This window comes from Amycolatopsis sp. FBCC-B4732, from assembly GCF_023008405.1.
Classification (GTDB): Bacteria; Actinomycetota; Actinomycetes; order Mycobacteriales; family Pseudonocardiaceae; genus Amycolatopsis; species Amycolatopsis pretoriensis_A.
Map to the genome: position 1 here is coordinate 6,460,865 of NZ_CP095376.1, position 24,590 is coordinate 6,485,454.

Annotated in this window: 21 protein-coding genes; 7 read left to right on the forward strand and 14 right to left on the reverse strand. The window is 71.9% G+C overall.

Going from position 1 to position 24,590, the window contains the following annotated elements; all coding sequences use genetic code 11:
• Window positions 1–34: 34 nt before the first annotated feature.
• A complete protein-coding gene (locus MUY14_RS28235) occupies window positions 35–1,264 on the reverse strand; it encodes a YbiU family protein (protein WP_247013584.1) in 1,230 nt (409 codons plus the stop codon).
• Window positions 1,265–1,350: 86 nt separating this feature from the next.
• Here MUY14_RS28235 and MUY14_RS28240 point away from each other — a divergent pair, with 86 nt between their 5' ends.
• The gene (locus MUY14_RS28240; protein ID WP_247013586.1) at window positions 1,351–2,466 is read left to right on the forward strand and encodes an ROK family transcriptional regulator; all 1,116 of its coding nucleotides are present in this window, start codon (window positions 1,351–1,353) and stop codon (window positions 2,464–2,466) included.
• An 82-nt stretch (window positions 2,467–2,548) separates the two neighbouring features.
• Here the strand turns inward: MUY14_RS28240 and MUY14_RS28245 are convergent, their stop codons facing one another.
• Entirely contained in the window at window positions 2,549–4,312 is a 1,764-nt protein-coding gene (locus MUY14_RS28245; protein ID WP_247013588.1) for a glycoside hydrolase family 2 protein, read from the reverse strand.
• A gap of 111 nt (window positions 4,313–4,423) precedes the next feature.
• Between MUY14_RS28245 and MUY14_RS28250 the strand changes: the two genes are divergently transcribed.
• On the forward strand, window positions 4,424–5,701 hold the full coding sequence (locus tag MUY14_RS28250; RefSeq protein WP_247013591.1) for a glycosyltransferase family 4 protein: 1,278 nt from the start codon (window positions 4,424–4,426) through the stop codon (window positions 5,699–5,701).
• Window positions 5,702–5,713: 12 nt separating this feature from the next.
• On the opposite strand, the gene MUY14_RS47000 is transcribed toward MUY14_RS28250, so the two are convergent.
• The 3 genes from MUY14_RS47000 to MUY14_RS28260 all read right to left on the reverse strand — a co-directional run bounded on the left by MUY14_RS47000 (window position 5,714) and on the right by MUY14_RS28260 (window position 7,253).
• Window positions 5,714–5,842, reverse strand: coding sequence for a hypothetical protein (locus tag MUY14_RS47000; protein WP_281506188.1), 129 nt, complete (start codon window positions 5,840–5,842; stop codon window positions 5,714–5,716).
• Window positions 5,843–5,959: 117 nt separating this feature from the next.
• Window positions 5,960–6,739 (reverse strand): trans-aconitate 2-methyltransferase, encoded by a 780-nt coding sequence (locus MUY14_RS28255; RefSeq protein ID WP_247013593.1) that lies wholly within the window; start codon window positions 6,737–6,739, stop codon window positions 5,960–5,962.
• A gap of 55 nt (window positions 6,740–6,794) precedes the next feature.
• Window positions 6,795–7,253: a nuclear transport factor 2 family protein gene (locus MUY14_RS28260; protein ID WP_247013595.1), complete on the reverse strand. Its 459-nt coding sequence runs from the start codon at window positions 7,251–7,253 to the stop codon at window positions 6,795–6,797.
• A 90-nt stretch (window positions 7,254–7,343) separates the two neighbouring features.
• Here MUY14_RS28260 and MUY14_RS28265 point away from each other — a divergent pair, with 90 nt between their 5' ends.
• Complete coding sequence (locus tag MUY14_RS28265) at window positions 7,344–7,877, forward strand: TetR/AcrR family transcriptional regulator (protein ID WP_247013597.1); 534 nt, start codon at window positions 7,344–7,346, stop codon at window positions 7,875–7,877.
• Here MUY14_RS28265 and MUY14_RS28270 read toward each other — a convergent pair.
• Together MUY14_RS28270 and MUY14_RS28275 are read right to left on the reverse strand one after the other, a co-directional pair.
• Window positions 7,868–8,728: a hypothetical protein gene (locus MUY14_RS28270; RefSeq protein ID WP_247013599.1), complete on the reverse strand. Its 861-nt coding sequence runs from the start codon at window positions 8,726–8,728 to the stop codon at window positions 7,868–7,870. The two genes, MUY14_RS28265 and MUY14_RS28270, sit on opposite strands and share 10 nt — an antisense overlap.
• 10 nt (window positions 8,729–8,738) lie before the next feature.
• Complete coding sequence (locus tag MUY14_RS28275; protein ID WP_247013601.1) at window positions 8,739–9,230, reverse strand: SigE family RNA polymerase sigma factor; 492 nt, start codon at window positions 9,228–9,230, stop codon at window positions 8,739–8,741.
• 141 nt (window positions 9,231–9,371) lie between these two features.
• Between MUY14_RS28275 and MUY14_RS28280 the strand changes: the two genes are divergently transcribed.
• Window positions 9,372–12,950: a S8 family serine peptidase gene (locus tag MUY14_RS28280; RefSeq protein WP_247013603.1), complete on the forward strand. Its 3,579-nt coding sequence runs from the start codon at window positions 9,372–9,374 to the stop codon at window positions 12,948–12,950.
• Window positions 12,951–13,064: 114 nt separating this feature from the next.
• On the opposite strand, the gene aceB is transcribed toward MUY14_RS28280, so the two are convergent.
• Both aceB and aceA read right to left on the reverse strand, forming a co-directional pair.
• Complete coding sequence (gene aceB / locus MUY14_RS28285; RefSeq protein WP_247013605.1) at window positions 13,065–14,672, reverse strand: malate synthase A; 1,608 nt, start codon at window positions 14,670–14,672, stop codon at window positions 13,065–13,067.
• A 92-nt stretch (window positions 14,673–14,764) separates the two neighbouring features.
• Entirely contained in the window at window positions 14,765–16,045 is a 1,281-nt protein-coding gene (aceA, locus tag MUY14_RS28290) for an isocitrate lyase (RefSeq protein ID WP_247013608.1), read from the reverse strand.
• Between the two features lie 228 nt (window positions 16,046–16,273).
• On the opposite strand from aceA, the gene MUY14_RS28295 reads away from it, so the two are divergent.
• On the forward strand, window positions 16,274–17,698 hold the full coding sequence (locus MUY14_RS28295; protein ID WP_247013610.1) for a short-chain fatty acyl-CoA regulator family protein: 1,425 nt from the start codon (window positions 16,274–16,276) through the stop codon (window positions 17,696–17,698).
• 7 nt (window positions 17,699–17,705) lie between these two features.
• Here MUY14_RS28295 and MUY14_RS47005 read toward each other — a convergent pair whose 3' ends face one another.
• Genes MUY14_RS47005 through MUY14_RS28315 form a run of 4 tightly spaced genes read right to left on the reverse strand, consistent with a single transcriptional unit; the run spans window position 17,706 to window position 20,884 of the window.
• A complete protein-coding gene (locus MUY14_RS47005; protein WP_281506189.1) occupies window positions 17,706–18,980 on the reverse strand; it encodes a sodium:proton antiporter in 1,275 nt (424 codons plus the stop codon).
• Window positions 18,981–18,991: 11 nt separating this feature from the next.
• Complete coding sequence (locus MUY14_RS47010) at window positions 18,992–19,375, reverse strand: cation:proton antiporter (protein ID WP_281506190.1); 384 nt, start codon at window positions 19,373–19,375, stop codon at window positions 18,992–18,994.
• Between the two features lie 49 nt (window positions 19,376–19,424).
• Window positions 19,425–20,399 carry a hypothetical protein gene (locus tag MUY14_RS28310; protein ID WP_247013612.1) on the reverse strand — a complete coding sequence of 325 codons (975 nt, stop codon included), beginning with the start codon at window positions 20,397–20,399 and terminating at the stop codon, window positions 19,425–19,427.
• A complete protein-coding gene (locus tag MUY14_RS28315; protein WP_247013614.1) occupies window positions 20,396–20,884 on the reverse strand; it encodes a SigE family RNA polymerase sigma factor in 489 nt (162 codons plus the stop codon). The genes MUY14_RS28310 and MUY14_RS28315 overlap by 4 nt, the downstream gene beginning before the upstream one ends.
• Window positions 20,885–20,972: 88 nt before the next feature.
• Here MUY14_RS28315 and ilvA point away from each other — a divergent pair, with 88 nt between their 5' ends.
• Both ilvA and MUY14_RS28325 read left to right on the forward strand, forming a co-directional pair.
• On the forward strand, window positions 20,973–22,229 hold the full coding sequence (ilvA, locus tag MUY14_RS28320; RefSeq protein WP_247013616.1) for a threonine ammonia-lyase IlvA: 1,257 nt from the start codon (window positions 20,973–20,975) through the stop codon (window positions 22,227–22,229).
• Window positions 22,230–22,250: 21 nt separating this feature from the next.
• Window positions 22,251–22,820 (forward strand): NADAR family protein, encoded by a 570-nt coding sequence (locus MUY14_RS28325; protein ID WP_247013618.1) that lies wholly within the window; start codon window positions 22,251–22,253, stop codon window positions 22,818–22,820.
• A 1-nt stretch (window position 22,821) separates the two neighbouring features.
• Here MUY14_RS28325 and MUY14_RS28330 read toward each other — a convergent pair whose 3' ends face one another.
• Window positions 22,822–24,252: an alpha/beta fold hydrolase gene (locus tag MUY14_RS28330; protein ID WP_247013620.1), complete on the reverse strand. Its 1,431-nt coding sequence runs from the start codon at window positions 24,250–24,252 to the stop codon at window positions 22,822–22,824.
• Window positions 24,253–24,590: the final 338 nt, after the last annotated feature.

A 24,590-nucleotide genomic window follows, 5' to 3' on the forward strand; every position in this document is an offset into this window, starting at 1 on the left:
GGGGCGATGGCCTCCGCGCCGGCGCGGCTCCCGTTCACAGCCCGAGCTGGTCGCGTCCGACGGCGCTGAGGTCGTCGATCGTGGCCCGGCCGCTCCAGTTCTTTTCGTAGTCTTCGGGGGCGAAATCGTCCGGGCTCGCGCCGGTCAGGAACGCGCGGCCGCATTTTTCCGCGTACGCGGCGTTCTTCGCGCAATGCGGGCTCGCGGGGATGTACATGACGTTTCCCCAGCGGTCCGGATTGGTGCCGTCGGCGACCGCGTGGACGACGTCGCCGTGCCACCAGACCGTGTCGCCCGGCTCGACGTCGGGGATCGACGTCAACGCCGGCAGCAGGTCGTCGTGGTACTTGTCGTTGACGGGCAGCGCCTGGCCGTTGGCCGCGCCGCAGAGGTCGTCGTCGGGGATGTCGTCCTGGAGCGCGCGGAGCAGGACGTAGGCGATCGCCGACGGGATCGGCACCACGTGCAGCACGCCGTCGCCTTGGCGCATTTCCGACAACGCGGTCCAGCCCTGGAAGGTGCGGAAGGCCGAGCACATCACCGTGGACGGGTACTCGTCGACTTCGGTGCGGTGGGCGCCGTCCCACGGGTCGTACGCGCGCCAGTCGCCGTCGAAGACGTGGCGGAAGACCTGCTGGTAGGCGGGCAGCAGCCAGCGTTCGACCGAGCCGGAGTCGGTGTGGGCGGACAGGCCGAGCGACGCCGAGCCGGGTGCGCGGCGGCGGATGCGGTCGGGGTAGGCCGTGTCGCGATCCGGGTCGAACCAGACGCGGCCCTCGGACTCGTGCCGCCAGAAGGAGTTCAGGAACCGCCGGACGGCGACCATGTGCTCGTGCTGGCGCGCCTGGATCTGCGGCTTCGACCAGTAGACGGGGTAGATCTGCGGCTGGCCGGAGGCGAGGCCGGCGAAGACGTCGTCGGCCGGGCCCTGGTAGGTGCCGCCGAAGTCGTTGTCCGCGAGGTAGGCGGCGAGCTCGGCGTCCCAGGTTTCGGCCGTTTCGCGCGCGAAGGTGCCCTTGACGACGGCGCAGCCGCGGCGCCGGATCGCGTCGGACGTCCGCCGCGGCACGGTTCCGTCGGCGATGTCGCGAAAACGGACCACGGGGAAGGCGTCCGGATCGGCGGCGACGGCGTCCACCTCCCGCCGCATCCAGTCCCGGACCCCGGCGAACGCGCCGGCGACGTCGCCGATCCGGGCGCGCAGCTCCTGCTTGGTCCGCGTGACGGCCTCGGCCATGTTCGCGGGCAGTTCGGTGGTGGTCATCGGCGTCCTCCGCTTTAAGTTAGGACTCCTTACTAGAATGTCCCCGCTACGGTAACCCCAGTTCCTTCCCCGCCACAAGAGGTGCGATGTCCGACCCCGACCGGCCGCTCCCGCGCCTGGCGATGCTGCGGGCCATGACCGACCGCGCGGTGCTCGACCAGGTCTTCGTCCACGGCCGGACCACGCGCGCCGAGCTCGCCGCGGCCACCGGGATCTCGAAGCCGACGATCTCCGAGTCGGTCCGGCGGCTGGAGACGGCGGGCGCGCTGCGGGCCACCGGCACCGACCAGACCGGCCGCCGCGGCCGGATCGCCACGTTCTACGAGCTGGCCGCGGACGCCGGGCGCGTCGTCGCCGCGGAGGTGAATCAGCAGGGCATCCGCACGGTGACGACCGATCTGACCGGGGCCGTCCTGGCCACCGAGCGGCACGCGCCGGACGGACGGCCGATCACCGACGCCGTCCGCGCGGCCGTCGCCACGGCGAGCGCCGCGGGAACCGGGCCGGTGCGGGCGACCGCGGTCTCGGTGGCCAACCCGGTGGACCCGGTCACGCACGAGGTGGTCGCGCTGCCGGGGTCGCCGTTCCCCGAGGGCAGGCTCCGGGCCGGGGAGGTCGGGGCCGACGTGCTGCTCGACAACGACGTCAACTTTTCGGCCCTTGCGGAACGTCGGGAGGGCGCCGCGCGGGAGGTCACGAGCTTCGTTTACGTCTACGTCGGTGCCGGGCTCGGCGTGAGTCTGTACGTCGGCGACCAGCTCGTCCGGGGCGCGCACGGGCTGGCGGGTGAGATCGGGTACCTGGACAGCTCGGGGTCGACGTTGGCTTCGGCGCTCGCTGACCAGGGGTTCGGCCGGCCGGACGCGCCTTCGCTGGACGTCGGCGAAATTTTGACCACGCTCGACCGGGCCGCCGGGGACGCCGTCGCCGCGGAACGGCTGCGGCTGCTCGGCGCGACGCTCGGGCGGGCCGTGGCCGCGATCTGCACCATCGTCGACCCGGACCTCGTGCTGCTGGGCGGACCGGCCGGGAGCCGGGCGGACCTCGTTGCCGAAATCCGGCGAACGGTCAGTTCGATGACGCCCGGCCCGGTCCGGGTCGAGGCCGGCGAGGTGACCGACTCGGCGGCGCTGCGCGGGGCGCTCTTGTCGGCGCTCGACCACGGGCGCGACGGGCTGCTCCGGGCGGTTGCCGAAAGTTGACCACGGGCCTGAGCAGGGTCGCCTCCGGGATGAAAGCGCTGGTCAGCGACGTCGTCGAAAATCGACGAGGGTCCGGCGTGGCTCAGGCCGAGCCAGCCTCGATCACCGCCTTCGCGCACTTCGCGATCACGGCCGGGTCCACCTTCACCACCCGGCGGTCGTACGTCAGGAGGCCGTTGACCTCGTTCTCGACATCGGTCGTTTGGGTGTACACGGCACCGGACAGCCCGCGCTCCGCCACCACGCGCTCGAGAGCCGCACTCACCTCCGCGTAGCGCTCGGTGAGCCGCTCGCGCGTCGGCGTCATTTCGTACGCGTTCGGTGCGCCCGGCCAGCGGTGGTCGTCGAGGACCAGGCCGAGGCCGCCGTACTCACCGTCGACGATCGCGCGGGCGTCTTGGACCGTGGGAGCACCCGGGCCGACGTACGTGTGGTCGTCGTAGACGTCACCCGCGCCGGTGTCCGGGCGGGAGAAGCAGCAGTTGACGCCGCTGTTCGCGATCACCAGCCGGGTCGGGTCGGGGGATTTGACCAGTTCCGCGACACGGGCCGTGTCGAACTCGCCCCAGCCCTCGTTGAAGGGCACCCAGCCGACGATCGACGGGACCGCCTTCAGCTGGGTGATCATTTTGATCAGTTCAGCCTCGAACCGCTCGCGCGCCAGCGGGACCGGGTCGGGCGCGATCCCGGGTGGGCCGTCGAAGGACACCGTCAAGGACGGCATGTCCTGCCAGACGACCAAGCCCAGCGTGTCGGCCCAGAAGTACCAGCGGGCCGGCTCCACCTTGACGTGCTTGCGGACGAAGGTGAAGCCCAGTTCCTTCGTCTTCTCGAGGTCGAAGCGGAGGGCTTCGTCGGTGGGCGCGGTGGAGATGCCGTCCGGCCAATAGCCCTGGTCGAGCGGTCCGTGCAAAAAAGTGACACGGCCGTTGAGGGCGATCCGCGGGCGGCCTTGCTCGTCCGGGACCAGGCCGATCGTCCGCAGGCCCGCGTAGCCGCCGACCTCGTCGAGGAGGGCGCCCTGCCGGTCCTGGAGCTCGACGCGCAGGTCGTAGAGGTGCGGGTCGTCGGGGGCCCAGAGGCGCGGTGAGGGGACGTCCACGCGGACCGACGTACCGGCCGGGCCTGATGCGCGTGCCACCTCCGTGCCGTTTGCCGAAAGAACGACAACGACCTCGGCGCCGCCGGTGACCTGGGGGAACACCGTCACTCCGGTCAGGTCCGGGGTCAGGTCGAGCCGGTCGACGCGGTGCGTGGGGACCGGCTCCAGCCAGACCGTTTGCCAGATTCCGGACGACGCCGTGTAGCAGATGCCGCCGGGGGTGTTGCGCTGCTTGCCGACCGGGAAGGGCTCGATGTCGGTGCGATCTTCAGCGCGCACAGTCAGCTCCTGCGGGCCCGACGCGCGCAGGACGTCGGTGATGTCCGCACTGAACGCCGTGTAGCCGCCTTCGTGCGTCGCGACGAGCTGGTTGTTGACCCACACCTTCGCCGTCTGGTCGACCGCGCCGAAGTGCAGGAGGACCCGCGACCCCGTCCAGTCGGGCGGGACCTCGAAGAGCCGGCGGTACCAGAGGACTTCGTCACGTCGTCCGATTCCGGACAACGCCGACTCCGGCGGGAACGGCACCAGGATCCGCTCCGCATAACCCGACGGCCGTGGTTCGTCCGGCGACGAAGGCCAGCCCGCGTACTCCCAGACGCCGTTGAGGTTCAGCCAGCGGGGCCGGGTCAGCTGGGGACGCGGGTACTCGGGCAGCGCGTTGCCCGGAGCGACCTCGCCGCTCCAGGGAGTCGGCAGGGGCGGGTCGAGCCGGCGCCAGCCGGGGTCCTCGGGAGAAGTCATCCCGGCCGATGGTGGCAGAGTTCGGCGGGCTCGCCAGTGATCGGGATCACATGTGAACACTTCGCCAGCACGGGCGCGCCGGGCGTCCTGACTCGCGAGTAACCTCTGCGCATGCGTGTGCTGATGCTGTCGTGGGAGTACCCGCCAGTGGCCATCGGAGGCCTGGCCCGGCACGTGCACGCGCTCGCCACCCACCTGGTGCGCCAGGGCCACGAGGTCGTCGTGCTCTGCCGGCACGCCGCCGGCACCGATGCCGGGACGCACCCGCGCACCGACCGCGTCGTCGAAGGCGTGCGGATCGTGCGGGTCGCCGAAGACCCGATGCACGTGACGTTCGAGCGGGACCTCGTCGCCTGGACGCTGGCCATGGGGCACGCCATGATCCGCGCCGCGCAGGACCTGCTGCGGACGTGGCAGCCCGATGTCGTCCACGCGCACGACTGGCTGGTCGCGCACCCGGCGATCGCGATCGCCGAGGCCGCGCGGGTGCCGCTGGTCGGCACGATCCACGCGACCGAGGCCGGCCGGCACTCGGGCTGGCTTTCGCACCCGCTGAACCAGCAGGTGCACTCCGTCGAGTGGTGGCTGGCGAACCGCGCCGACGCGCTGATCACCTGCTCGCAGGCCATGCGCCGCGAGGTCTCCTACCTCTTCGAGGTCGAGGCCGCCGACGTCACGGTGATCCACAACGGCATCGAGGAGCGCGGCTGGCAGGTGCCGGCGAAGGAGATCGCCCGGGCGCGGGAGGTCTACAGCCCGGCCGGGGCGCCGCTGTTGCTCTATTTCGGACGACTCGAGTGGGAGAAGGGCGTGCAGGACCTGCTCGCCGCCCTCCCCCGCATCCGGCGGCGCCACCCGGGCACCCGCGTGGTCGTGGCCGGAAAAGGACGACACTTCGACGAGCTGGTCGAACAGTCGCGGAAGCTGCGGGTGCGGCGGGCGGTCGACTTCGTCGGGCACCTCTCCGACCGCGATCTGCGGGCGGCGCTGGCCGCCGCCGACGCCGTCGTGCTGCCGAGCCGGTACGAGCCGTTCGGGATCGTCGCGCTCGAGGCCGCGGCCGCGAAGGCGCCGCTCGTGGCGTCGACCGCCGGGGGGCTCGGCGAGGTCGTCGTGCACGGGGAGACCGGGCTCGCGTTCAGCCCCGGCGATGTCGCGGAATTGACCACTGCCGTGACGGCGGTGCTCAGCGACGCGCCGGCCGCGGCGAAGCGGGCGAAGGCGGCGCAGTCCCGGCTGGCCGCGGACTTCGACTGGGGCCGGATCGCCGAGGCGACCGCCGACGTCTACCGGCGGGCGAAGCCGGCCGAACCGGTGGAGCTGCCGCGGCCGAAGATCGCCACGGGCAACGCGTTCGAGCCGGTCGCGGCCGGGATACCGGAACTGTAGGTAGCGGACGGCTCAGAAGCGGCAGGGCCGGACGCAGTCGGGCCGCGCCGTGGAGGGGGCGGCCGTGATCACCACGGCGCCGGACGAAAACGACAACACGACGAAGAGGACGGCGACGGCCGTTCTCCACTTGCTGGTCATGGGGACTCCTCGGGGTGACGGCGCGACGGGCGCCTCGCAGCGAGCATCCGCGCCGCTCCCCGGCGAAACAATAAGCGGAACAGTAGGGGTGCCTACGCATTCGCCATGAGTGACCGTTCACCGGGTTCCGGTGAGGAGCCGCACCCGGACCGCCTCGCGGAGCGGTGCGTGCGGGGCCACCGCCGCCCGGACGCGGTCGGTGAACGCCGGTCGCGCGTCGAGGGCCGGCAGCCGGCCGGGGCTCATGGCCGAAAAAACGCCACCGACGATTTCCTCGACGGTCAGCGTCGTCGCGTATTCGACAACCCGCTGGTCGACGGCGTATCCGGCGGCCGAGAGCGCGGCCGCGTACCGTTCCTGGCTCGCCGTGTCGGTGCCGCACGTGCTGCGCAACGGGGTCCCCAGATACGCCGAAACGACGTCCCGGAGGGCGGCCGGCCACGCGGTGTCCTGGAGCCACAGCGGCTCGCCGTTGGTCACCACCGCGATCCCGCCGCCGGGGCGCAGCAGCGGGCGGACGGCCGAAAACAGCCGTTCGTGGTCCATCCAGTGCAGGGCCCGGGCGACCGTCACCGCGGCCAGGCGGCCGTGGCCGAAAAGCGGCGACAACGCGCTGACGTCGGTGTCCGCGCCGAGCAGCCGGCCGACGTTCGGCGCCGACGTCGCTTGCCGGGCCCGCGCGAGCATCGCCGGCTCCGGGTCCATGCCGAGCACCGCGCCCGTCCGGGCGGTCAGGACCCGGGTGAGCTGGCCGGTGCCGCAGCCGAGGTCGAGGACGACGTCGTCGCGGGTCAGCGTGAACGCCGCGGCCAGCTCGTCCACCGCTTCGGGCGGGTAGCCGCGGCGGAACCGCTGGTAGAACTCGCTCACTTCGCCGCCGAACGCCGGTGTCGTCACTTTTCGACCATGCCCCCGGCGCTGGGCGGACGGGCCCGTTCCGCTCGAGGCGGACTCAGAACACCGGCAGCAGGAGGCCGTGCTCGGACTCCGGACGAGGACCGAAGATGCGGCGGTCCGCCGCCGCGATCGGGACGTCGTTGATGCTCGCCTCGCGCCGTCGCATCAGGCCCTCGTCGCTGAACTCCCACAGCTCGTTGCCGTAGCTGCGGAACCACCGGCCCTCGGCGTTCCGCGATTCGTACTGGAACCGGACGCCGATGCGGTTGCCGCGGAAGCCCCACAGCTCCTTGCGCAGCGCGTACTCCAGCTCGCGCTCCCACTTCGCGGTCAGGAACTCGACGATCCGGGCGCGCCCGACGACGTGCTGGTCGCGATTTCGCCAGACCGAGTCCTCGGTGTAGGCGAGCGAGACCTTCTCCGGGTCGCGGGTGTTCCACGCGTCTTCCGCGGCCTGGACCTTCTGCCGGGCGGTGTCTTCGTCGAAGGGCGGGAACGGGGGTCGCGGGGTCATGGCAGCTCCTTCCGGACGCGGAGAACGTGCGTTCTCCACTACGTCCGCTACCCTAGAGAACGCTCATTCTCCGCGCCAGGGGCAGGTGCCATGAATTCCACGGAAGCGACCGACCGGCTGCTCGAAGCCGCCGAAGACCTCTTCTACGCGCACGGCGTGCAAGCGGTCGGGATGGACGCCGTCCGCGAGCGCTCCGGCGTCTCGCTCAAGCGGCTCTACCAGTGCTTCCCGGCGAAGAACGACCTGGTCGAGGCCTACCTGCGACGCCGGGACGAGCGCTGGCGGAAGTCGTTGCGCGAATTCGTCCACGCCCGCGGCGACGACCCCCTCGCCGTCTTCGGCTGGCTCGCGAACTGGTTCGCCGAGCCCGGCTTCCGCGGCTGCGCGTTCATCAACTCCTTCGGCGAGTTCGGCGAACCGGCGCCGGGCATCGCCGCCGCGATCCGCCTGCACAAGGACGAAGTCCGCGCGTACCTGCGTGGTCTCGTTTCCGGCCAGAGGCTCGCCGACCAGCTGTTCGCGCTGGTCGAGGGTGCGACCGTGCTCGCCGCGATCACCGGTGACCCGGGCGAGGCGAACACGGCCCGCGAAGCCGCGAAGGTGCTGCTGGCCGCTCAGGGGTAGAGCGTCAGCCCCGGGTCGAGCGCGATCTCCGTCAGCTGGGCGAGGCTCAGCGGCGGCGACGGCATGTCGGGCGCGCCACCCCGCTTGGCGTCGCCGGCGACGTTCTCCGCCTCGAGGATGATGCCGGTGCCGTCGGGCTTGGTGACGTTCGATTCGTTCACCGTCGGCCCGCCGCCGCGCAGGGTGAACGTGATCTCGACGATCGTTTCGCCGTGCGGCCCGATCCGCCGTTGGCACGAGCCCTCGGTGCGCTCGGGCGGCGGACCGCACTGGGTGGTGGGCGTCGCGTTGCCGCCCAGCCGGGTGACGATCGCCAGCAGGTTGCCCTTGCGATTCCCCTTCGCCGTCGTGGCCGTCGAAGTGAAGTAGTCCTCGCCGCCGCTGCAGGTGCTTTCGTAAGGCACCGGCGCCGAAAACACGTGGTAGAAGGTCAGCGGCCCGTGCTCGACCCCCTTCGGGAAGTCACTGCCGTCGTGGGTGCTGAGCGTGGTGCCCGCGGCCAGCCGCTGCTGGGCAGCGGCGGTCAGCACGGTCGTGAGCCGGCTCGACGCGGCCGCTGACGTCTCCGGGATCGGCGCGCCGGTCTGCGGCGGGTACGGCAGCACCGCGCAGGGATCTTCCGACGGCGGCTTGCTCGCCGCCGGCGGTACGAGCACCGGCGCGGGATCCCCGGGCACGAACGCCACCGCCACCCCGGCCGCGATCGCCGTCACCCCCGCCCCCGCGGCGGTCCACGGGTTCGCCACGCGGCGCACCCGCGCCCGGCGGCGTTCGCGGTCCAGCACCGCCTCGACGTCCACTGTGGACGGTGGCACGACGCCGATCGCCGCGTCGAACTGGTCCTTGCTCATGGCGCCTCCTTCAGCTCTGGCTCGCGGCGACGAGCGCGCGCAGCGAGTCGAGCCCGCGCGCGGTCTGGCTCTTCACGGTTCCGGGTGAACAGTCGAGGACCTCGGCGGTCTCCTCGACGGAAAGGTCGCAGTAGTACCGCAGCACGACCGCGGCCCGGCGCCGCGGCGGCAGCGCGTCGAGCAGCTCCAGCAGGCCGAGCCGCTCGACGACGTCGTCGGTCGGCAGCACCGCCGGCTCCGGCAGCGTGTCCGCCGGTTCCTCGCGCCGCCACGCCCTGGCCTTCTCGTCCAGCCACGTCCGCACGAGGATGCGGCGCACGTACGCGTCGAGGTGCTCGACATGCCGGGCCCGCGGCCAGTGCCGGTACAGCTTGCCGATCGTGATCGACACCAGGTCGTCGGCGAGGTGCCAGTCCCGGCACAGCAGGTAGGCCGTGCGGCGCATGACCTCCATCCGCGCCGTCACGTAGTCGCGGTACCCCGCTTCTTCGGACCGTTTCACCGATTCCTCCTCGTCGCCCCCACATCCGGTGGAACGGGGTGCGCGGCCTCCCGGGTTGCTCCGGGATCGAAATCCGGGCAACCCGCGGGCGCGCCGGGGCCGTTCCACGAGCCGAGGACCCCGACAGTGAGGAACCATCCCATGAGGAAACCGATCATCGCGCTCGTCGCGGTGGCATTGGGCGCGGGCGTGCTGACCGCACCCGCCGCGGCAGCCGCCCCGACCGGCGGTCCACCCGTTGCGCCGACGAAGATCACGCTGGTCACCGGCGACCAGGTGCTGGCCGGAGGCGCGGACGTCCGCGTGCTGCCGGCCCGCCGCGACCGGCCGGTGCCGTTCCGCCAGTACGTCCGCGGCGGCGACCAGTACGTCCTGCCCGGCGACGCCGCCGAGCTGGTGCGCGCCGGGCGGCTCGACGAGCAGCTGTTCAACGTCACCGGCCTGCTGCGCCAGGGCTACGACGACGCGCACACCCCGCACGTGCCGCTGCTGGTCCGCCAGGCGGGGCCGGCGCTCGCCGCGCGGACCGGCGTCGCCGCCCACGCTTCCGCACTCGGCTACACCGCGCTCGACGAGCCGAAGTCCGGCGCCGCGGCGTTCTGGAACCGGCTCGCCACCGAACCCGCCACGCTCGCCGCGGGCGGCGCGAAGGTGTGGCTGAACGCGAAGGTGCGCGCGAGCCTCGACCAGAGCGTGCCGCAGATCGGCGCGCCCGCGGCGTGGCAGGCGGGCCTGACCGGCCGCGGCGTGCCGGTCGCGGTGCTCGACACCGGCATCGCCGCCGCGCACCCGGACCTGGCCGGGCGGGTCTCGCTGGGCAAGGACTTCACCGGCAAGGGCAGCTTCGAGGACGGCCAAGGGCACGGCACGCACGTCGCGTCGACGATCGCCGGCTCCGGCGCGGCTTCCGGCGGGAAGTACAAGGGCGTGGCGCCCGACGCGTCGCTGGCCGTCGGCAAGGTCCTCGACGACTCCGGCGACGGCACGCTCGCCACGGTCCTGGCCGGCATGCAGTGGGCGGTGACCGAAGCGCACGCCCGCGTCGTGAACATGAGCCTCGGTGGCGGCCCGTCCGACGGGACCGATCCGGTGTCCGAAGCCCTGAACGCCCTGACCCGGCAGTACGGCACGCTCTTCGTCGTCGCCGCGGGCAACTTCGGCGCGGACGAATCCGTGGCGAGCCCGGCCGCAGCCGACACGGCGCTCGCCGTCGCCAGTGTGTCCAAAAAGGACGTCCTCAGCCCGTTCTCCAGCCGGGGCCCGCGGGTCGGTGACGGCGCCGCGAAGCCGGACGTCGCGGCGCCCGGCGAGTCGATCACCGCGGCCTGGCCCGGTGGCGGTTACCAGGAGCTGAGCGGGACGTCGATGGCGACGCCGCACGTCGCGGGCTCGGCCGCGATCCTCGCCCAGCAGCACCCCGACTGGCGCGCGGACCGGCTCAAAGCGGCCCTCACCAGCACCGCGGCCCCGGTCGACGCCGGGCCGGCCGCGGTCGGCACCGGCCGCGTCGACGTCGCCCGCGCGACGGCCACCGCGGTCACCGCCACCGGCGGCGCGTCGGCCTACCTCCCGTGGCCGAACCGCGGAGCGACCGGCAAAGCCACCGTCACCTGGTACAACTCCGGCGCCACGCCGGTCACGCTGACGCTCGGTGCGTCCGTCGACGGCGTGAGCTTTCCCGCCAGCGTCACCGTTCCCGCCGGCGGAAGCACTCCCGTCGAGCTGACCTTCACCGCGCAGGACGGCCACCCGGGCACCCGCTCCGGCGTCCTGACGGCGAGCGGCGACGGCGTCACCACGCGGACCGCGTTGTCGCTGCGGCAGGAAGCCGAGACCTACGACCTGACCGTCGGCCTCGTCGACCGCGACGGCAAGCCGTGGGCGCCGGCGGGCTACCCGCCGGTGACGATCGTCGACCTGGACACCGGCACGCTCACCCACGGCGAGCCGGGCACGTTCCGGCTGCCGCGCGGCCGTTACGTCGTCAACGGCGTCATCGAGACGCCGCGGCCGGGACAGGAACCCTCGTACAGCTTCCTCACCCGGCCCGAACTGGTCCTGGACCGCTCGGTCACGCAGACGCTGGACGCGCGGGACGGCAAGCCGGTGTCGCTGGAGCCGGACAACCCGGCCGCGCGCGGGGGCACGCAGAGCGTCGAACGGCTGAGCCGGATCACGAGCTGCTCGTGCGTGTTCGCCGACGGCTTCGACCTCGACCCGCGGTTCCAGGAGGTGTTCGCCGCGACCGTCCCGGGTACGTCGTCGGCGACCTTCGCCTTCAGCCAGGAACGCCGCGCCACCGAGCCGGACCTGGAACTGACCGCGGACGACGGGCAGCCGTTCGCCGTCCGCGGCAGCTGGCTGAATTCGGCCGCCCCGGCCGGGACCAGCACGCTCCCGGTGGTGTCCGGCGGCGCGGGCACACCCGGGGACCTGGCCGGGATCGACGCGCGCGGCAAGCTCGTGGTCGTCCGGCTGCCGCCCGGCATCCGGATCGACGAGGCGTACCAGCGGCTGGTGAACGTCGAGAACGCCGGCGCGAAGCTCGGCTTGGTCACACTCGACGGCGGCGCGGCCGGGACCACGATTCTCGGCGGCGGGCTGCCCACGCTGCACCTGCCGGTCGTCTGGGGCGGGCAGAACGTCACCGCGCAGCGGTTCGCGGAGCTGGCGAAGACCGGCCACGCCTCGGCGACGGTCGTCAGCCGTCCGTTCCCGCGCTTCCGCTACGAACTGGGCGACGGCGTCGAGGGGCAGGTGACGGCTCCGCGCGTGCAGCGGCCGAAGACCCGCGACCTCGCCGAAGTGCGCACCGCCTACCACGACAACGCACCCGGCGAGGTCCGGTACGTCGCCGGGCGCGAGTTCTTCGGCCGCATGGTCGGCTACGGCTACACCCAACCCGTTGCCGCGCAACAGGAACGCGTCGAGTACTACTCCCCCGGCAAGTGGGATTCACTGTGGACGGGCGGCTTCCGCGGCGAGCTGGGCGAACAGCTCGACCTGGCCGCGAGACGCAAGTACCGGCTGAGCTGGAACGAAGCGGTCGCCGGGCCGTCGCTGCGCGGGCTGACCGTGACGCACACGGGTGAGCAGCCGCGGCCGTGGGCGTGGCGCGAGGACGGCGTCTTCGACGTGTGGCTGCCGCTGTTCGGCGACGCCGCCGGCCGCCCGCGCAAGCCCGAATCCGTGGCCGGCGACACGGGTTCGGTGACCCTCGCGAAGGACGGCGTCGAGATTCCGGTGGAGCCGTCGGGAGAACCGACACTGGCGCGGATCCCGGTGCCGGACGCCGGCGGCGCGTACCGGCTCACCGCCGAGGCGCACCGGCACACCGACTGGTGGCCACTGTGGACGGACGTCTCCGCGGAATGGGGTTTCCGTTCCTCGGCCGCCGCGGACGGTCAGCCGCTGCCCCTGCTGACGGCCCGGTTCGCACCGGCGGTCGACCTGCGCAACAGCGCGCCGGCCGACCGGGTCGTCACGTTCCCGGCCTTCGTCGAGCGGCAAGGCGGTGGCAGCGGGACGGAACTGGCCGTCGAGACGTCCACCGACGACGGACGCAGCTGGCAGCCCGCTCCGGCCGTCAAGACCGGCGACCACTGGACGGTCGTGGTCCGGAACCCGGCGAGCGGGTTCGTCTCGCTGCGGGCGAGTGCGGCCGACGACCGCGGGAACACCGTGCGGCAGACGGTGGTCCGGGCGTACGCGGTGGGCTGAAAATGAACTGGTCCGGCGACGGGGAGCCACCGTCGCCGGACCAGTTCGACCACACCATCCCAACAGTGTGGAATCCACCCGCCCCTCGTCAGGTAGGGGCGGGCGGGGCCCCTGCTACCGGGCGTCCGTGAGGTACCGCGCGTAGGCACCCGTGGTGAGGAAGCTCGGCAGCTTCTCGCCCAGCGCGGTTTCGGTGAAGATCTCGTACGCGTCGGCGAGGCGGTTGCCCGCACCCAGCTCGGCGCGCACCGACGCGAGTTCGTCGTCCAGGAATTCGACCGCCAGCTCGCGGGTCAGCGCGGTGCCGTCCTCGAGCTTCGTGCCGTTGCGGATCCACTGCCAGACCTGGCAGCGCGCGATCTCCGCGGTGGCCGCGTCCTCCATCAGGTTGTGGATCGCGGCGGCGCCGGTGCCGCGCAGCCACGCGTCGACGTACCGCAGCGCCACGTTGATGTTCGCGCGCACGCCCGCTTCGGTGACCTCGCCACCGGCGCTGGCCACGTCGAGCAGGTCCTCGGCGGTGACGTGGACGTCCTCGCGCAGCTTGCCGAGCTGGTTCGGCCAACCGCCGAGCACGGCGTCGAAGACCTCGCGGCAGATCGGGACCAGGCCGGGGTGCGCGACCCACGAGCCGTCGAACCCGTCGCCCGCCTCGCGTTCCTTGTCGGCGCGGACCTTCTCGGCGGCCGTCGCGTTGACCTCCGGGTCCTTGCTCGGGATGAACGCGGCCATGCCGCCGATGGCGTGCGCGCCGCGCTTGTGGCAGGTGCGCACCAGCAGCTCGGTGTAGGCCCGCATGAACGGCACGGTCATGGTGACCTGCGCGCGGTCCGGCAGCACGAAGTCGGCGCCGTGCGCGGCGAAGTTCTTGATCATGCTGAAGATGTAGTCCCAGCGGCCGGCGTTCAGGCCCGCCGCGTGCTCGCGCAGCTCGTAGAGGATCTCGTCCATCTCGAACGCGGCGGTGATCGTCTCGATCAGCACGGTGGCGCGGATGGTGCCGCGCGTGACGCCCAGCTCGCGCTGCGCCATCAGGAAGACGTCGTTCCACAGCCGCGCTTCGAGGTGGTTCTCCAGCTTCGGCAGGTAGAAGTACGGGCCGGCGCCGCGGGCGAGCAGCTGGCGCGCGTTGTGGAAGAAGTACAGGCCGAAGTCGACCAGGCTCGCCGAAACCGGGCGGCCGTCGATGCGGATGTGCTTCTCCACCAGGTGCCAGCCGCGGGGCCGCGCGACGATCGTCGCCGGGTCGTCGCCGATCGTGTAGTGCTTGCCGGCCTCGGTGGTGAAGTCGATGTTGCGGCGGATCGCGTCGAAGAGGTTGAGCTGACCGTCGATGACGTTGTGCCACGTCGGCGACGTCGCGTCCTCGAAGTCCGCGAGCCACACCTTCGCCCCGGAGTTCAGCGCGTTGACCGTCATCTTGCGGTCGGTCGGCCCGGTGATCTCGACGCGGCGGTCCTCCAGGCCCGGCGCCGTCGGGGCGACCTGCCACGACTCGTCCTCGCGGATCCCGCGGGTCTCCGGCAGGAAGCCGAGCGGCTTCTCGCCGGACTGCAGTTCCTCGCGCCGCACGCGGCGGGCGTCGAGCAGCTCGCGCCGGCGACCGGCGAACGTGTTGTCCAGCTTGGCCAGGAAGTCGAGTGCCGCCGGGGTCAGGATCTCCGCGAACCGGCCCTCGACCGGCCCGGTGACCTCGATGCGGTAGTTCAGCCGATCAACCATGGGGTGCCTCCACGAGCTGTGCAGGGAAGGGAAGAAGGGGAGGGACGCGGCCTGACGGCGGAGGGGGTGCCGTCGTCAGGCCGCGACCGGGATCAGTGGAACTGCGCTTCTTCGGTCGAGCCCTTGAGCGCGGTGGTCGAGCTCTCCGGGTTCAACGCCGTCGCGACGTTGTCGAAGTAGCCGGTGCCGACCTCGCGCTGGTGCTTGGTGGCGGTGTAGCCGCGGCTCTCCGAAGCGAACTCGCGCTCCTGCAGGTCGACGTAGGCGGTCATGCCCTCGCGGGCGTAGCCGTGCGCCAGGTCGAACATCGAGTAGTTCAGCGCGTGGAAGCCGGCCAGCGTGATGAACTGGAACTTGTAGCCCATGTGGCCGAGCTCGCGCTGGAACTTCGCGATCGTCGCGTCGTCCAGGTGCTTCTTCCAGTTGAACGACGGCGAGCAGTTGTAGGCCAGCATCTGGTCCGGGAACTTCGCCTTGATCGCCTCGGCGTACTTGCGCGCCACCTCGAGGTCCGGCTCCGAGGTCTCCATCCAGAGCAGGTCGGCGTACTGGGCGTAGGCCAGGCCGCGCTCGATGCACGGGTCGATGCCGTTGGTGACCTCGTAGAAGCCCTCGGCGGTGCGGCCGCCGGTGAGGAACTGCTGGTCGCGCTCGTCGACGTCGCTGGTCAGCAGCGTCGCGGCCTGCGCGTCGGTGCGGGCGACGATCAGCGACGGCACGTTCAGCACGTCCGCGGCGAGGCGGGCGGCGTTCAGCGTGCGCTCGTGCTGCTTGGTCGGGATCAGCACCTTGCCGCCGAGGTGGCCGCACTTCTTCTCGGACGCGAGCTGGTCTTCCCAGTGCACGCCCGCGGCGCCGGCGGCGATCATGCCCTTCATCAGCTCGAACGCGTTGAGCGGGCCACCGAAGCCAGCCTCGGCGTCGGCGACGATCGGCGCGTACCAGTCGATGTCGGTGTTGCCCTCGGCCCAGTTGATCTGGTCGGCGCGGCCCAGCGCGTTGTTGATGCGGCGGACCACGGCCGGCACGGAGTTGGCCGGGTAGAGGCTCTGGTCGGGGTAGGTCTGGCCGGAGAGGTTGGCGTCGGCCGCGACCTGCCAGCCGGACAGGTAGATGGCCTGCAGGCCCGCGCGAACCTGCTGGACGGCCTGGTTGCCGGTCAGGGCGCCGAGCGCGTGGACGTAGTCCTCGGTGTGCAGCAGGTCCCACAGCTTCTCCGCGCCGCGGCGCGCCAGGGTGTGCTCCTCGACCACGCTGCCGCGCAGCTTGACGACGTCCTCAGCCGAGTAGGAGCGCTGCACGCCCGCCCAGCGGGGGTCGTTCGCCCACTGCGCCGCCAGCTCCGCGGCCGCCTGCTTGGCCTGTTCCGTCATCGGTACTCCCGGTGTTGCGAAGTTTGCGATTGCTCGCCTTGCCTGGAACGACCCTCGCACGCCAGGGAAAACTCGGTCCAGTTGGCCAAGTTGCCAATTTGTGCGAAGGGTACGTACGCTCTTTGCAAAGGTTGCGAATCGCCCGGTTCGCAACTGATCGAAAATCCGCGTTCTTGACCGTTCACGTAACCGTTCAGGGCCGGAAACCTTCCGGGAAGGAGGGCTCGAATGGAGAAGACTTTCGCCGGCGCGCGGTTGCGGCACCTCCGCGAAAGCCGCTCGATGAGCCAGGCGGACCTCGCTCGTGTGCTGGAGATCTCACCGAGCTACCTCAACCAGATCGAGCACAACACGCGGCCGCTGACCGTCCCCGTGCTGCTGCGGATCACGCAGGCGTTCGGCGTCGACACCGAGTTCTTCGCCAACAACGACACGTCCCGGCTGGTCGCCGACGTCAAGGAAGCGCTGCTCGACGAGGTGCTCGGCGTCGACGTCACCACCGGCGAGCTCAACGACCTGGCCACGAACCTGCCGGCGATCGCGCAGGCGCTGGTCAAGCTGCACCGCAGCTACCGCAACGCCGTCGAGAGCACCGCCGCGCTGACCACGGAAAACGGCCTGGGCCTGCACGGCAGCGCCGCCGCGCCGCTGCCGCACGAGGAGGTCCGCGACTTCTTCTACGAGCGCGAAAACCACGTCGCCGAGCTGGACGACCGCGCGGAGAAGATGGCCGCGGAGATCCCGCTGCAGCGCGGCCAGGTGCTGGGCGCGCTGAAGGAACGGCTTTGGCAGCGCTACGGCGTCGAGGTGACCAGCGACGGCATCGACGAATCCGCCGGTCAGCAGCACCGCTACGAGCCGGTGACGCGGGTGCTGCGGCTGGCGCCGAGCCTGCGCGTCGGGCAGCAGGCGTTTCGCATGGCTTCGCAGATCGCGCTGCTCGAGTACGACGACCTGATCACCGAGCTGGCCGACTCGTGGGCGTTCTCCGGTCCGGCCGCCCGCTCGCTCGCGCGCGTCGGCCTGGCGAACTACTTCGCGGGGGCGCTGATCCTCCCTTATGGACCGTTCCTGGCGACGGCGGAACGGTTCCGCTACGACATCGAGCGGCTGTGCGACCACTTCGGCGTCGGCTTCGAGACCGTGTGCCACCGGCTGTCCACACTGCAACGGCCGAAGCAGCGTGGTGTGCCGTTTTCGTTCGTGCGGGTGGACCGGGCCGGGAACATGTCGAAGCGGCAGTCCGCGGCCGGGTTCCACTTCTCCCGCGTCGGCGGCGCGTGCCCGCTGTGGAACATCTACGAGGCGTTCACCCAGCCGGGCAAGATCCTCACGCAGATCGCGACGCTGCCCGACGGCAAGAGCTACTTCTGGATCGCGCGCACGATCTCGCGCAACATCGGCGGCTACGGCAGCCCCGGCAAGACGTTCACCGTCGGCTTGGGCTGCGAACTGCGGCACGCCGGCCGGCTCGTCTATTCGACCGGCCTGGACCTGGACGAACCCGCCGCGGCGACGCCGATCGGGATGGGCTGCAAAGTCTGCGAACGCCCGGCGTGCTCGCAGCGCGCGTTCCCGACGATCGGCAAGCAGCTCACCGTGGACGAGAACACCAGCACCTTCGTCCCCTACCCGGCGGTGCCGAAGGGCTGATCCCCGCTCAGCCGGCCGGCTTGCCGCGCATCTCCAGGGCGATCTGCGACGCGTCGAGGTTGACCAGCGCGTTCGCGAGGACGTCGGCGTCGAACGTGCCGTTGTCGCGGGCGTCGAGCAGAGCGGTGCGCTGCTTGTCCAGGACGGTCAGCTGGTAGCGCATCGCCGCGTCGAAGTCCGCCTGGACCGGATCGCCTTCGCGTTCCGGCGGCTTCGGGACGTCGTCCACGCTCGAACGCAGCAGCTCGAAGATCTGGGTCCGTTCGGCTTCCGCCTGTTTGGCGGCCTGCTCCGGATCGGTTTCCGGGGAGAGCCGGCGCAGCAACGGGCCGATCGTGCCGCCCTGCAGCAGCAGCGACAGGATCGCCACGGCGAACGCGATGAGCACGAGCGCCGAGCGCTGCGGGGTGTCCTCGGGCAGGGTCTGCGCCGCGGCCACCGTCACCGCGCCGCGCATGCCCGCCCACACGACGACGACGCCCTCGCGCCAGCCGAGCGGCTCGCGCAGGAAGTAGTCGATGGTGGCCAGTCCCCGGGTGACCCTGGCCGAAAAGCGGTCGAGGTCCCGCTCCGACACCTTGCGCCCGTGCGAGTTGGCCGCTTCGAACGCCCGCTGCTTGCCTTCGGGCGTACCCATCCGCTCCGACATGTCCCGCAGCCGGGCCTGCATGCGCTCGCCGTGGCGGACGCGCGCGATGAGGTACCTGAGCAGCGGAGCGACGTAGAGGGCACGCACGAGCACCGTCACCGCGAGCGCGACGGCCGCGATGACCACGGCCGTCCCGACTCCGCCGTGGTCGTGCTGGACGTTCGACACGATGGCCTTGATCTGCAGGCCCATCGTCAGGAAGACCGCGCCCTCGAGGACGAGCTCGACCGTCCGCCAGTTCTGCGCGTCGGAGAGGCGGTTGCGCGGCGACAGCTCCCGCGGCGCGCGGATGCCCGTCACGAGCCCCGCGACCACCGCCGCCACCAGGCCGGACGCCCCGAGCAGCGTGGCGGGCACGGAGGCGACGAACGGCACCGCGAACGAGATGACCGTGTTGACGGTCGAGTCGGTCACCCGGCGGCGGATCAGCAGGTTGAGCCGTCCCACGGCCCAGCCGAGCACGGCCGCGACGGCGACCGAGTAGGCGAAGGTGCCGAGCGCGCCCCAGAAGGAGAAGGACGCGGCCGTCGCGACGATCGCCGTCCGCAGCACGACCAGCGCGGTGGCGTCGTTGAGGAGGCTCTCGCCGTCGAGCAGCGCCACGACGCGCTGGGACGGCGAGGTCTGCTTCACGATCGACGTCGCTACGGCGTCGGTCGGCTGACGATCGCGCCGAGCGCGACGCCCCACGCGAACCCGAGCCCGGGCAGGACCAGCGCGAAGAACAGGCCGAGCACCAGCGAGCTGCCCACGACGAGCAGCACCGAAAGCCCGCTGATCGCGCCGAACTCGCGCCGGAAGTTCATCGCGGGCATCGACACCGCGGCCGAGTAGAGCAGCGGCGGCAGGACGCCTTCGAGGATCCACTCGGGTTCGATGTGCGCCGAAGCGAACATCGGCAGCAGGCTCGCGGCGACGCCGAGCACGACCAGCACTAGCGGGGCGGCGACCCCCAGGCGCGGGCCGACGACGGTGGCCGCGGCGATCACGAGGAAGCCGGTCACGAGCACGACGAGCAGTTCCGTCACGCCACAACCCTCGCAGATCGCCGCCCACCGTCCACTCGGGACCGGCCGGTCAGCCGAGCACGTGCGGGGTCCACGCCTTTTCGTCGGGACCCAGCAGGGTGATCCGGCTCAGGAGCTCCTGCGCCGTCACGCCCGCGGCCTTCTCCTTATCGATCCCGACGCACGCCTCCAGCCCGTTCTTCTGCACGCACCGGGGCACGCCGAGACCGTCCTTGCCGGTGGACCCCGGCGGGGCGACGTTGATCGTCACCAGCGCCCCGTTCGCGGAGTACTGCAGCACCAGCTTCCAGGGGACGCCGTCCTGGTCCGGCCGCCGCGACGTGTAGGCGTCGGACAGGTGGAACGACGGCGGCAGGCTCGTGATGCGCAGCGGCAGCGGCACTCCCCGGTTCGCGAACGTCGCTCCTTCGGCGACCCGCAGCAGCGCTTGCTGCAGGTCGGGCCGCGCGAGGTAGTAGGTGTGCAGCTGGGCCCAGCGGCCGTCGGCGGTCGGCCAGCGCAGGTAGCTGTCGCCGTGGTTGAGCGGGTCGGTCGCGTCGGCCGTCACCCAGTGGCCGTCGCGGTCGCCCACGCGCTGCGGGACCTTCTTGGGCTCGCCGCTCAGATCGCGCGGCGGGGCCGGTTCCCGGTCCGAGACCGTGAGCCAGAGCATCGGGGGCAGCTCACCCCGGCCGATGGCCAGCGCGGTGTCGCCGTGTCCGCCGGCGGCGTACTCGACGCCCGTGACCTCCTCCGGGAGCCAGCCGAAACTCGCCTTCGCCACCAGCGGGTTGTCGGTGGGCGCGGGCGCGACGGGCTGGGGCTGGACAGCGGGCGGCGCGGGTGCGGGCTGGGGCCGGAACACCGACACCGCCGTCAGCCCGCCGGCCGTCACGACCGCGGCGCAGCCCACGACCAGCGCGGTGGTCCGCAGGCGCCGGCGACGTCCCCCCTCCCGGCGCGCGCCGTCGATGTCGAGCCGGAGCGGCGGGGCGGGCACGTCGGCAAGTTCCTTCAGCTTGGTGGCCAGCTCGTGGTCGGTCATGCCCGTCCCTCCCGGATCGGTGTGCCCAGCAGCTCGCGAAGCGTTTCCACGGCCTTCGACGTCTGGCTCTTGACGGTTCCTTCGGAGCAGCCCAGCGCTTGCGCGGTCTCCGAGACCGGCAGGTCGCTGAAGTAGCGGAGGACGACGGTCGCGCGCTGCCGGGCGGGCAGCCGGGCGAGTGCGGCCCGCAGGTCGAGCGCCGCGTCGACGTCCTCGCCGGGCTCGGGCCGCTCGTGCTCGGTGCCGCGCAGGTCCACCCGCCGCCACCACGACGTCCGCTGCTCGGCGAGGAACGTGTTGACCAGCGTGCGGCGCGCGTAACCGTCGAGGTTGTCCGCGCGGGACGCCCGTGCCCAGTTCGCGTAGAGCCGCGTGATCGCCGACTGGACCAGGTCGTCGGCCCGATGCCAGTCGCCGCAGAGCAGGTACGCGACCTTGCGCAGCCAGCCCGCGCGAGCGGTCACGTACTCGGTGAAGTCGTCCACCGGCGTCCCCCATCCTGTTCGTCACCCCTTTGATGCGCCCGGGAGCCCGGCAGGTTGCCCGGGACGCGCGAGTCGTAGATTCAGCGGGGTGCACGACATCGACACGGTGACCGCGGCGACCATCGAGAAGGCCGCCGAGCGGCTGGCCGGGGTGGTGACCCGGACGCCGCTGGAACCGAGCGCGCGGCTGTCGTCCCGGGTGGACGCCCAGGTCTGGGTGAAGCGCGAGGACCTGCAGACCGTCCGGTCTTACAAGATCCGCGGCGCCTACAACTTCATCGTCCAGCTCGACGAAGCGACCCGCGCCCTCGGGGTCGTCTGCGCGAGCGCCGGCAACCACGCCCAGGGCGTCGCGTACGCGTGCCGCCGGCTCGGCGCGAACGGCCGCGTCTACGTCCCGGGCACGACGCCGCGGCAGAAGCGCGAACGCATCGCGACGCTCGGCGGCGCGCACATCGAGGTCATCGTCGTCGGCGAAACGTACGAAGACGCCTTCGCCGCGGCCAACGAAGACGCCCAGCGCACCGGCGCCACGCTGGTGCCGGCGTTCGACGACATCCGCACGGTCGCCGGCCAGGGCACGGTCGCGTCCGAGGTGATCGAGCAGCTCGGCTTCGTCCCCGACGTCGTGGTCGTCCCGGTCGGCGGCGGCGGGCTGCTCGCCGGCGTCGGCAGCTGGCTGCGCGAACGGCACCCGGACGTCCGGGTCGTCGGCGTCGAACCGGCGGGCGCGGCGTGCATGGCGGCGGCGCTGGCGGCCGGCCACCCGGTGCGGCTGCCGGAGCTCGACTCGTTCGTCGACGGCGCCGCGGTGCGCGAAGCCGGCGCGGTCACCTACCCGCTGATCCGCGACAGCGGCGCCGAGCTGACCGCGGTCGCCGAGGGCGCCATCTGCACCGAGATGCTCGCGATGTACCAGTCCGACGGCATCATTGCCGAGCCCGCGGGCGCGCTGGCCGCCGCTTCGCTCGGCTCGGTCGTCCAGGTGGAACCGGGGCAGACCGTCGTCGTCGTGGTCTCCGGCGGCAACAACGACGTCAGCCGCTACGGCGAGATCCTCGAACGCTCACTGATGCACGAAGGGCTGAAGCACTACTTCCTGGTCGGCTTCCCGCAGGAGCCGGGCGCGCTGCGGCGGTTCCTCGAGCAGGTCCTCGGGCCGGAGGACGACATCACGCGCTTCGAGTACGTCAAGCGCACCAACCGCGAGCTGGGCCCGGCGCTGGTCGGCGTCGAGATCGCCCGGCCGTCCGACCTGCCCGGACTGCTGGCACGGATGGCCGCGAGCCCGCTTCAGGTGGAGCGGATCGAGCCGGGCAGCCCCCTGTTCCACTTCCTGCTGTGAGGGTTGTGGTCCACTAGGCGGATGGTGAAGGTCGACGGGATCCGCAGTGTCGAGGCGTTGCGAGAAAAGGTCCACGAGGGTGCGGAGCCCGAATACCTGCTGTTCTACGGGCACGCGCCCTCGACGTCCGGGCGGGTGACCGCGAGCTGCCTGAGCCAGTGGTGGCTCGACCCGTTCGAGGACAACGGCGTCGTCTACCCGACCGCCGAGCACTACATGATGGCCGGCAAGGCCGAGCTGTTCGGCGACCACGAGAAGGCGGCGCTGATCCGCTCGGCGCCCGACCCGAAGACGGCGAAGGTGCTCGGCCGCGAGGTCGCCGACTTCGACTCCGCGGTCTGGGAGCGCCACCGGTTCGACATCGCCGTCGACGGCAACCTGGCCAAGTTCCGGCAACACCGGGACCTGCGGCGCTTCCTGCTCGGCACCGGCGACGCGGTCATCGTCGAGGCGTCGAAGAAGGACCTCGTGTGGGGTTCGGGGCTGGCCCGCGAGGAGAAGAACGCGACCAAGCCGGACTACTGGCGCGGGCTGAACCTGCTCGGCTTCGCGCTGATGGAGGTCCGCGAGCAGCTGCGCGCCCGCATCTGAGTCACGGGGCCGGGATCGGCGCGCCGGGGCACGACTCCGACGTCGTCTTGCCCGTGTCGAAAAAAGTGACAGCGGCGGTGGCGCAGGTCAGCGAGCTCAGGGAGCCGTGGGCGTCGCCCTCGACGGTCATGAGCGCACCGCCGACCCGCTGCTCCATCGCGAGCGCCCAGCCGATCGGCGTGACGGGCTCGTAGGCGTGGCCGACGAGCTGCAGCGGGCTCCGGCCGGCGGCGAGCGCCCACGGCCGCGCGGGCAGGGGCCAGCCGACGCAGAGCTGTTCGTAGAGGCCGTAGCCGCCCGCGACCGGCAGCCGCTTCATCCGCTCGAGCCGGTGCTGCCAGACGGTCTCGAAGTCCCGCGGGCTCGGCGACTCGTTGCAGAGCAGCGCGGTCTGCTGGAAGTGGTTGAAGGCGTGCGGTTCGCCGTCCCAGCCGAGCTGCCCGGGCTGTTTCGCACTTTCGGGTGAAGTCGTGCCGCCGTCGCGGATCTGGGCGAGCTGCCGCGCCAGCCCCGCCCATTCGCGGCGCGGGTTGGCGAGCATGCCGTTGACCGTCGCGCCGTTCACGTCCCCACGCGGGTGCGCGGTGAGTTCGGCCCGCAGGTCGAGCAGCGCTTTCGCGACGGCCGGCTCCGTGGTCCCGAATCGGTAAACGGCGTCGTACCTGGCGATCCAGGAGGCGAAGTCGTGGAAGGTGTTCTCGCCCGCGGTCGCCTGACCGTCGTCCATGGCGGTGACGTTCAGGTCGGGCGCCATGACGGAGTCGAGCAGCATCTTGTCGACGTGCTCGTCGAAGAGCGTCCGGTACTGCGCGCCGAGCGCGGTGCCCCACGAGACGCCGTAGTAGCCGATCTTGTCGTCGCCCAGCGCGACGCGGATCCGGTCGAGGTCCCGGGCGATGGTGGGCGTGGTCAGGTTCCGGACGAACTCCGGGTGCGCGGCGACGCAGCGCCAGTTGGCCCGGGCCGCCCGCTCCGCGGCTTCGCGGGCCTTCGCCTTGTCGGGGACGCCCTGGTCCGGCTCCTGGACGTCGACGGAACACGGCACGTCGGCGCTGTAGCCGACCCCGCGGGGATCGAACCCGACGAGATCGTGGTGCACGCCGATGCCCCCGGCGTGGCTGTCGGCGATGCTGCGCGGCATGTCGAGCCCGGACTGCCCGGGGCCCCCGGGGTTCAGCAGCACGGCCCCGGTCCGCACCCCGGTCGCCCGGATCCGGCTGACGGCGATGTCGATTTCCGGACCACCGGGATCGGCGTAGTCGAGCGGAACCGGCACGAGCGCGCACTCGGTCCGGTGGTCCTCGGGATCCCAGCCTTTCGCGACGGCGGCACAGGGCTGCCAGGAGACCCCGTCGGCGGCGGCGACCGCGGGCACGACGGGAAGCAGCGCCACGGCGGCGAGCAGCGGGACGGCGAACCGGGTGATCGACATGCGGCTCAGGCTGCCGGGCCGGGGGCGGTGGGGAGATCGGCCGATCAGCCGATGCTGCCCGCCGAACGGCCGGGATGAGAGCGGTGGTCAATTTACGACCAGGGCTCGCGCGGGCAGCGTCGTGGGCGAATTCCGCCGTCCCGGAGTACAGCCGGGGAGTGGGCGAATTCCGACCACGGCTCGCGCGGGCCGGCCCAACCGGCGAAGTCCGACCGGGCCGGAGGCACAGCCGACTCGACCCGGCCGGGAACACCACCCGGCCGTGGGCGAATTTCGACCGAGCCGGGGCACAGCCGGGTCGTGGACGATTCCTGACCATCGTCCAGCGCGAAGCGGAG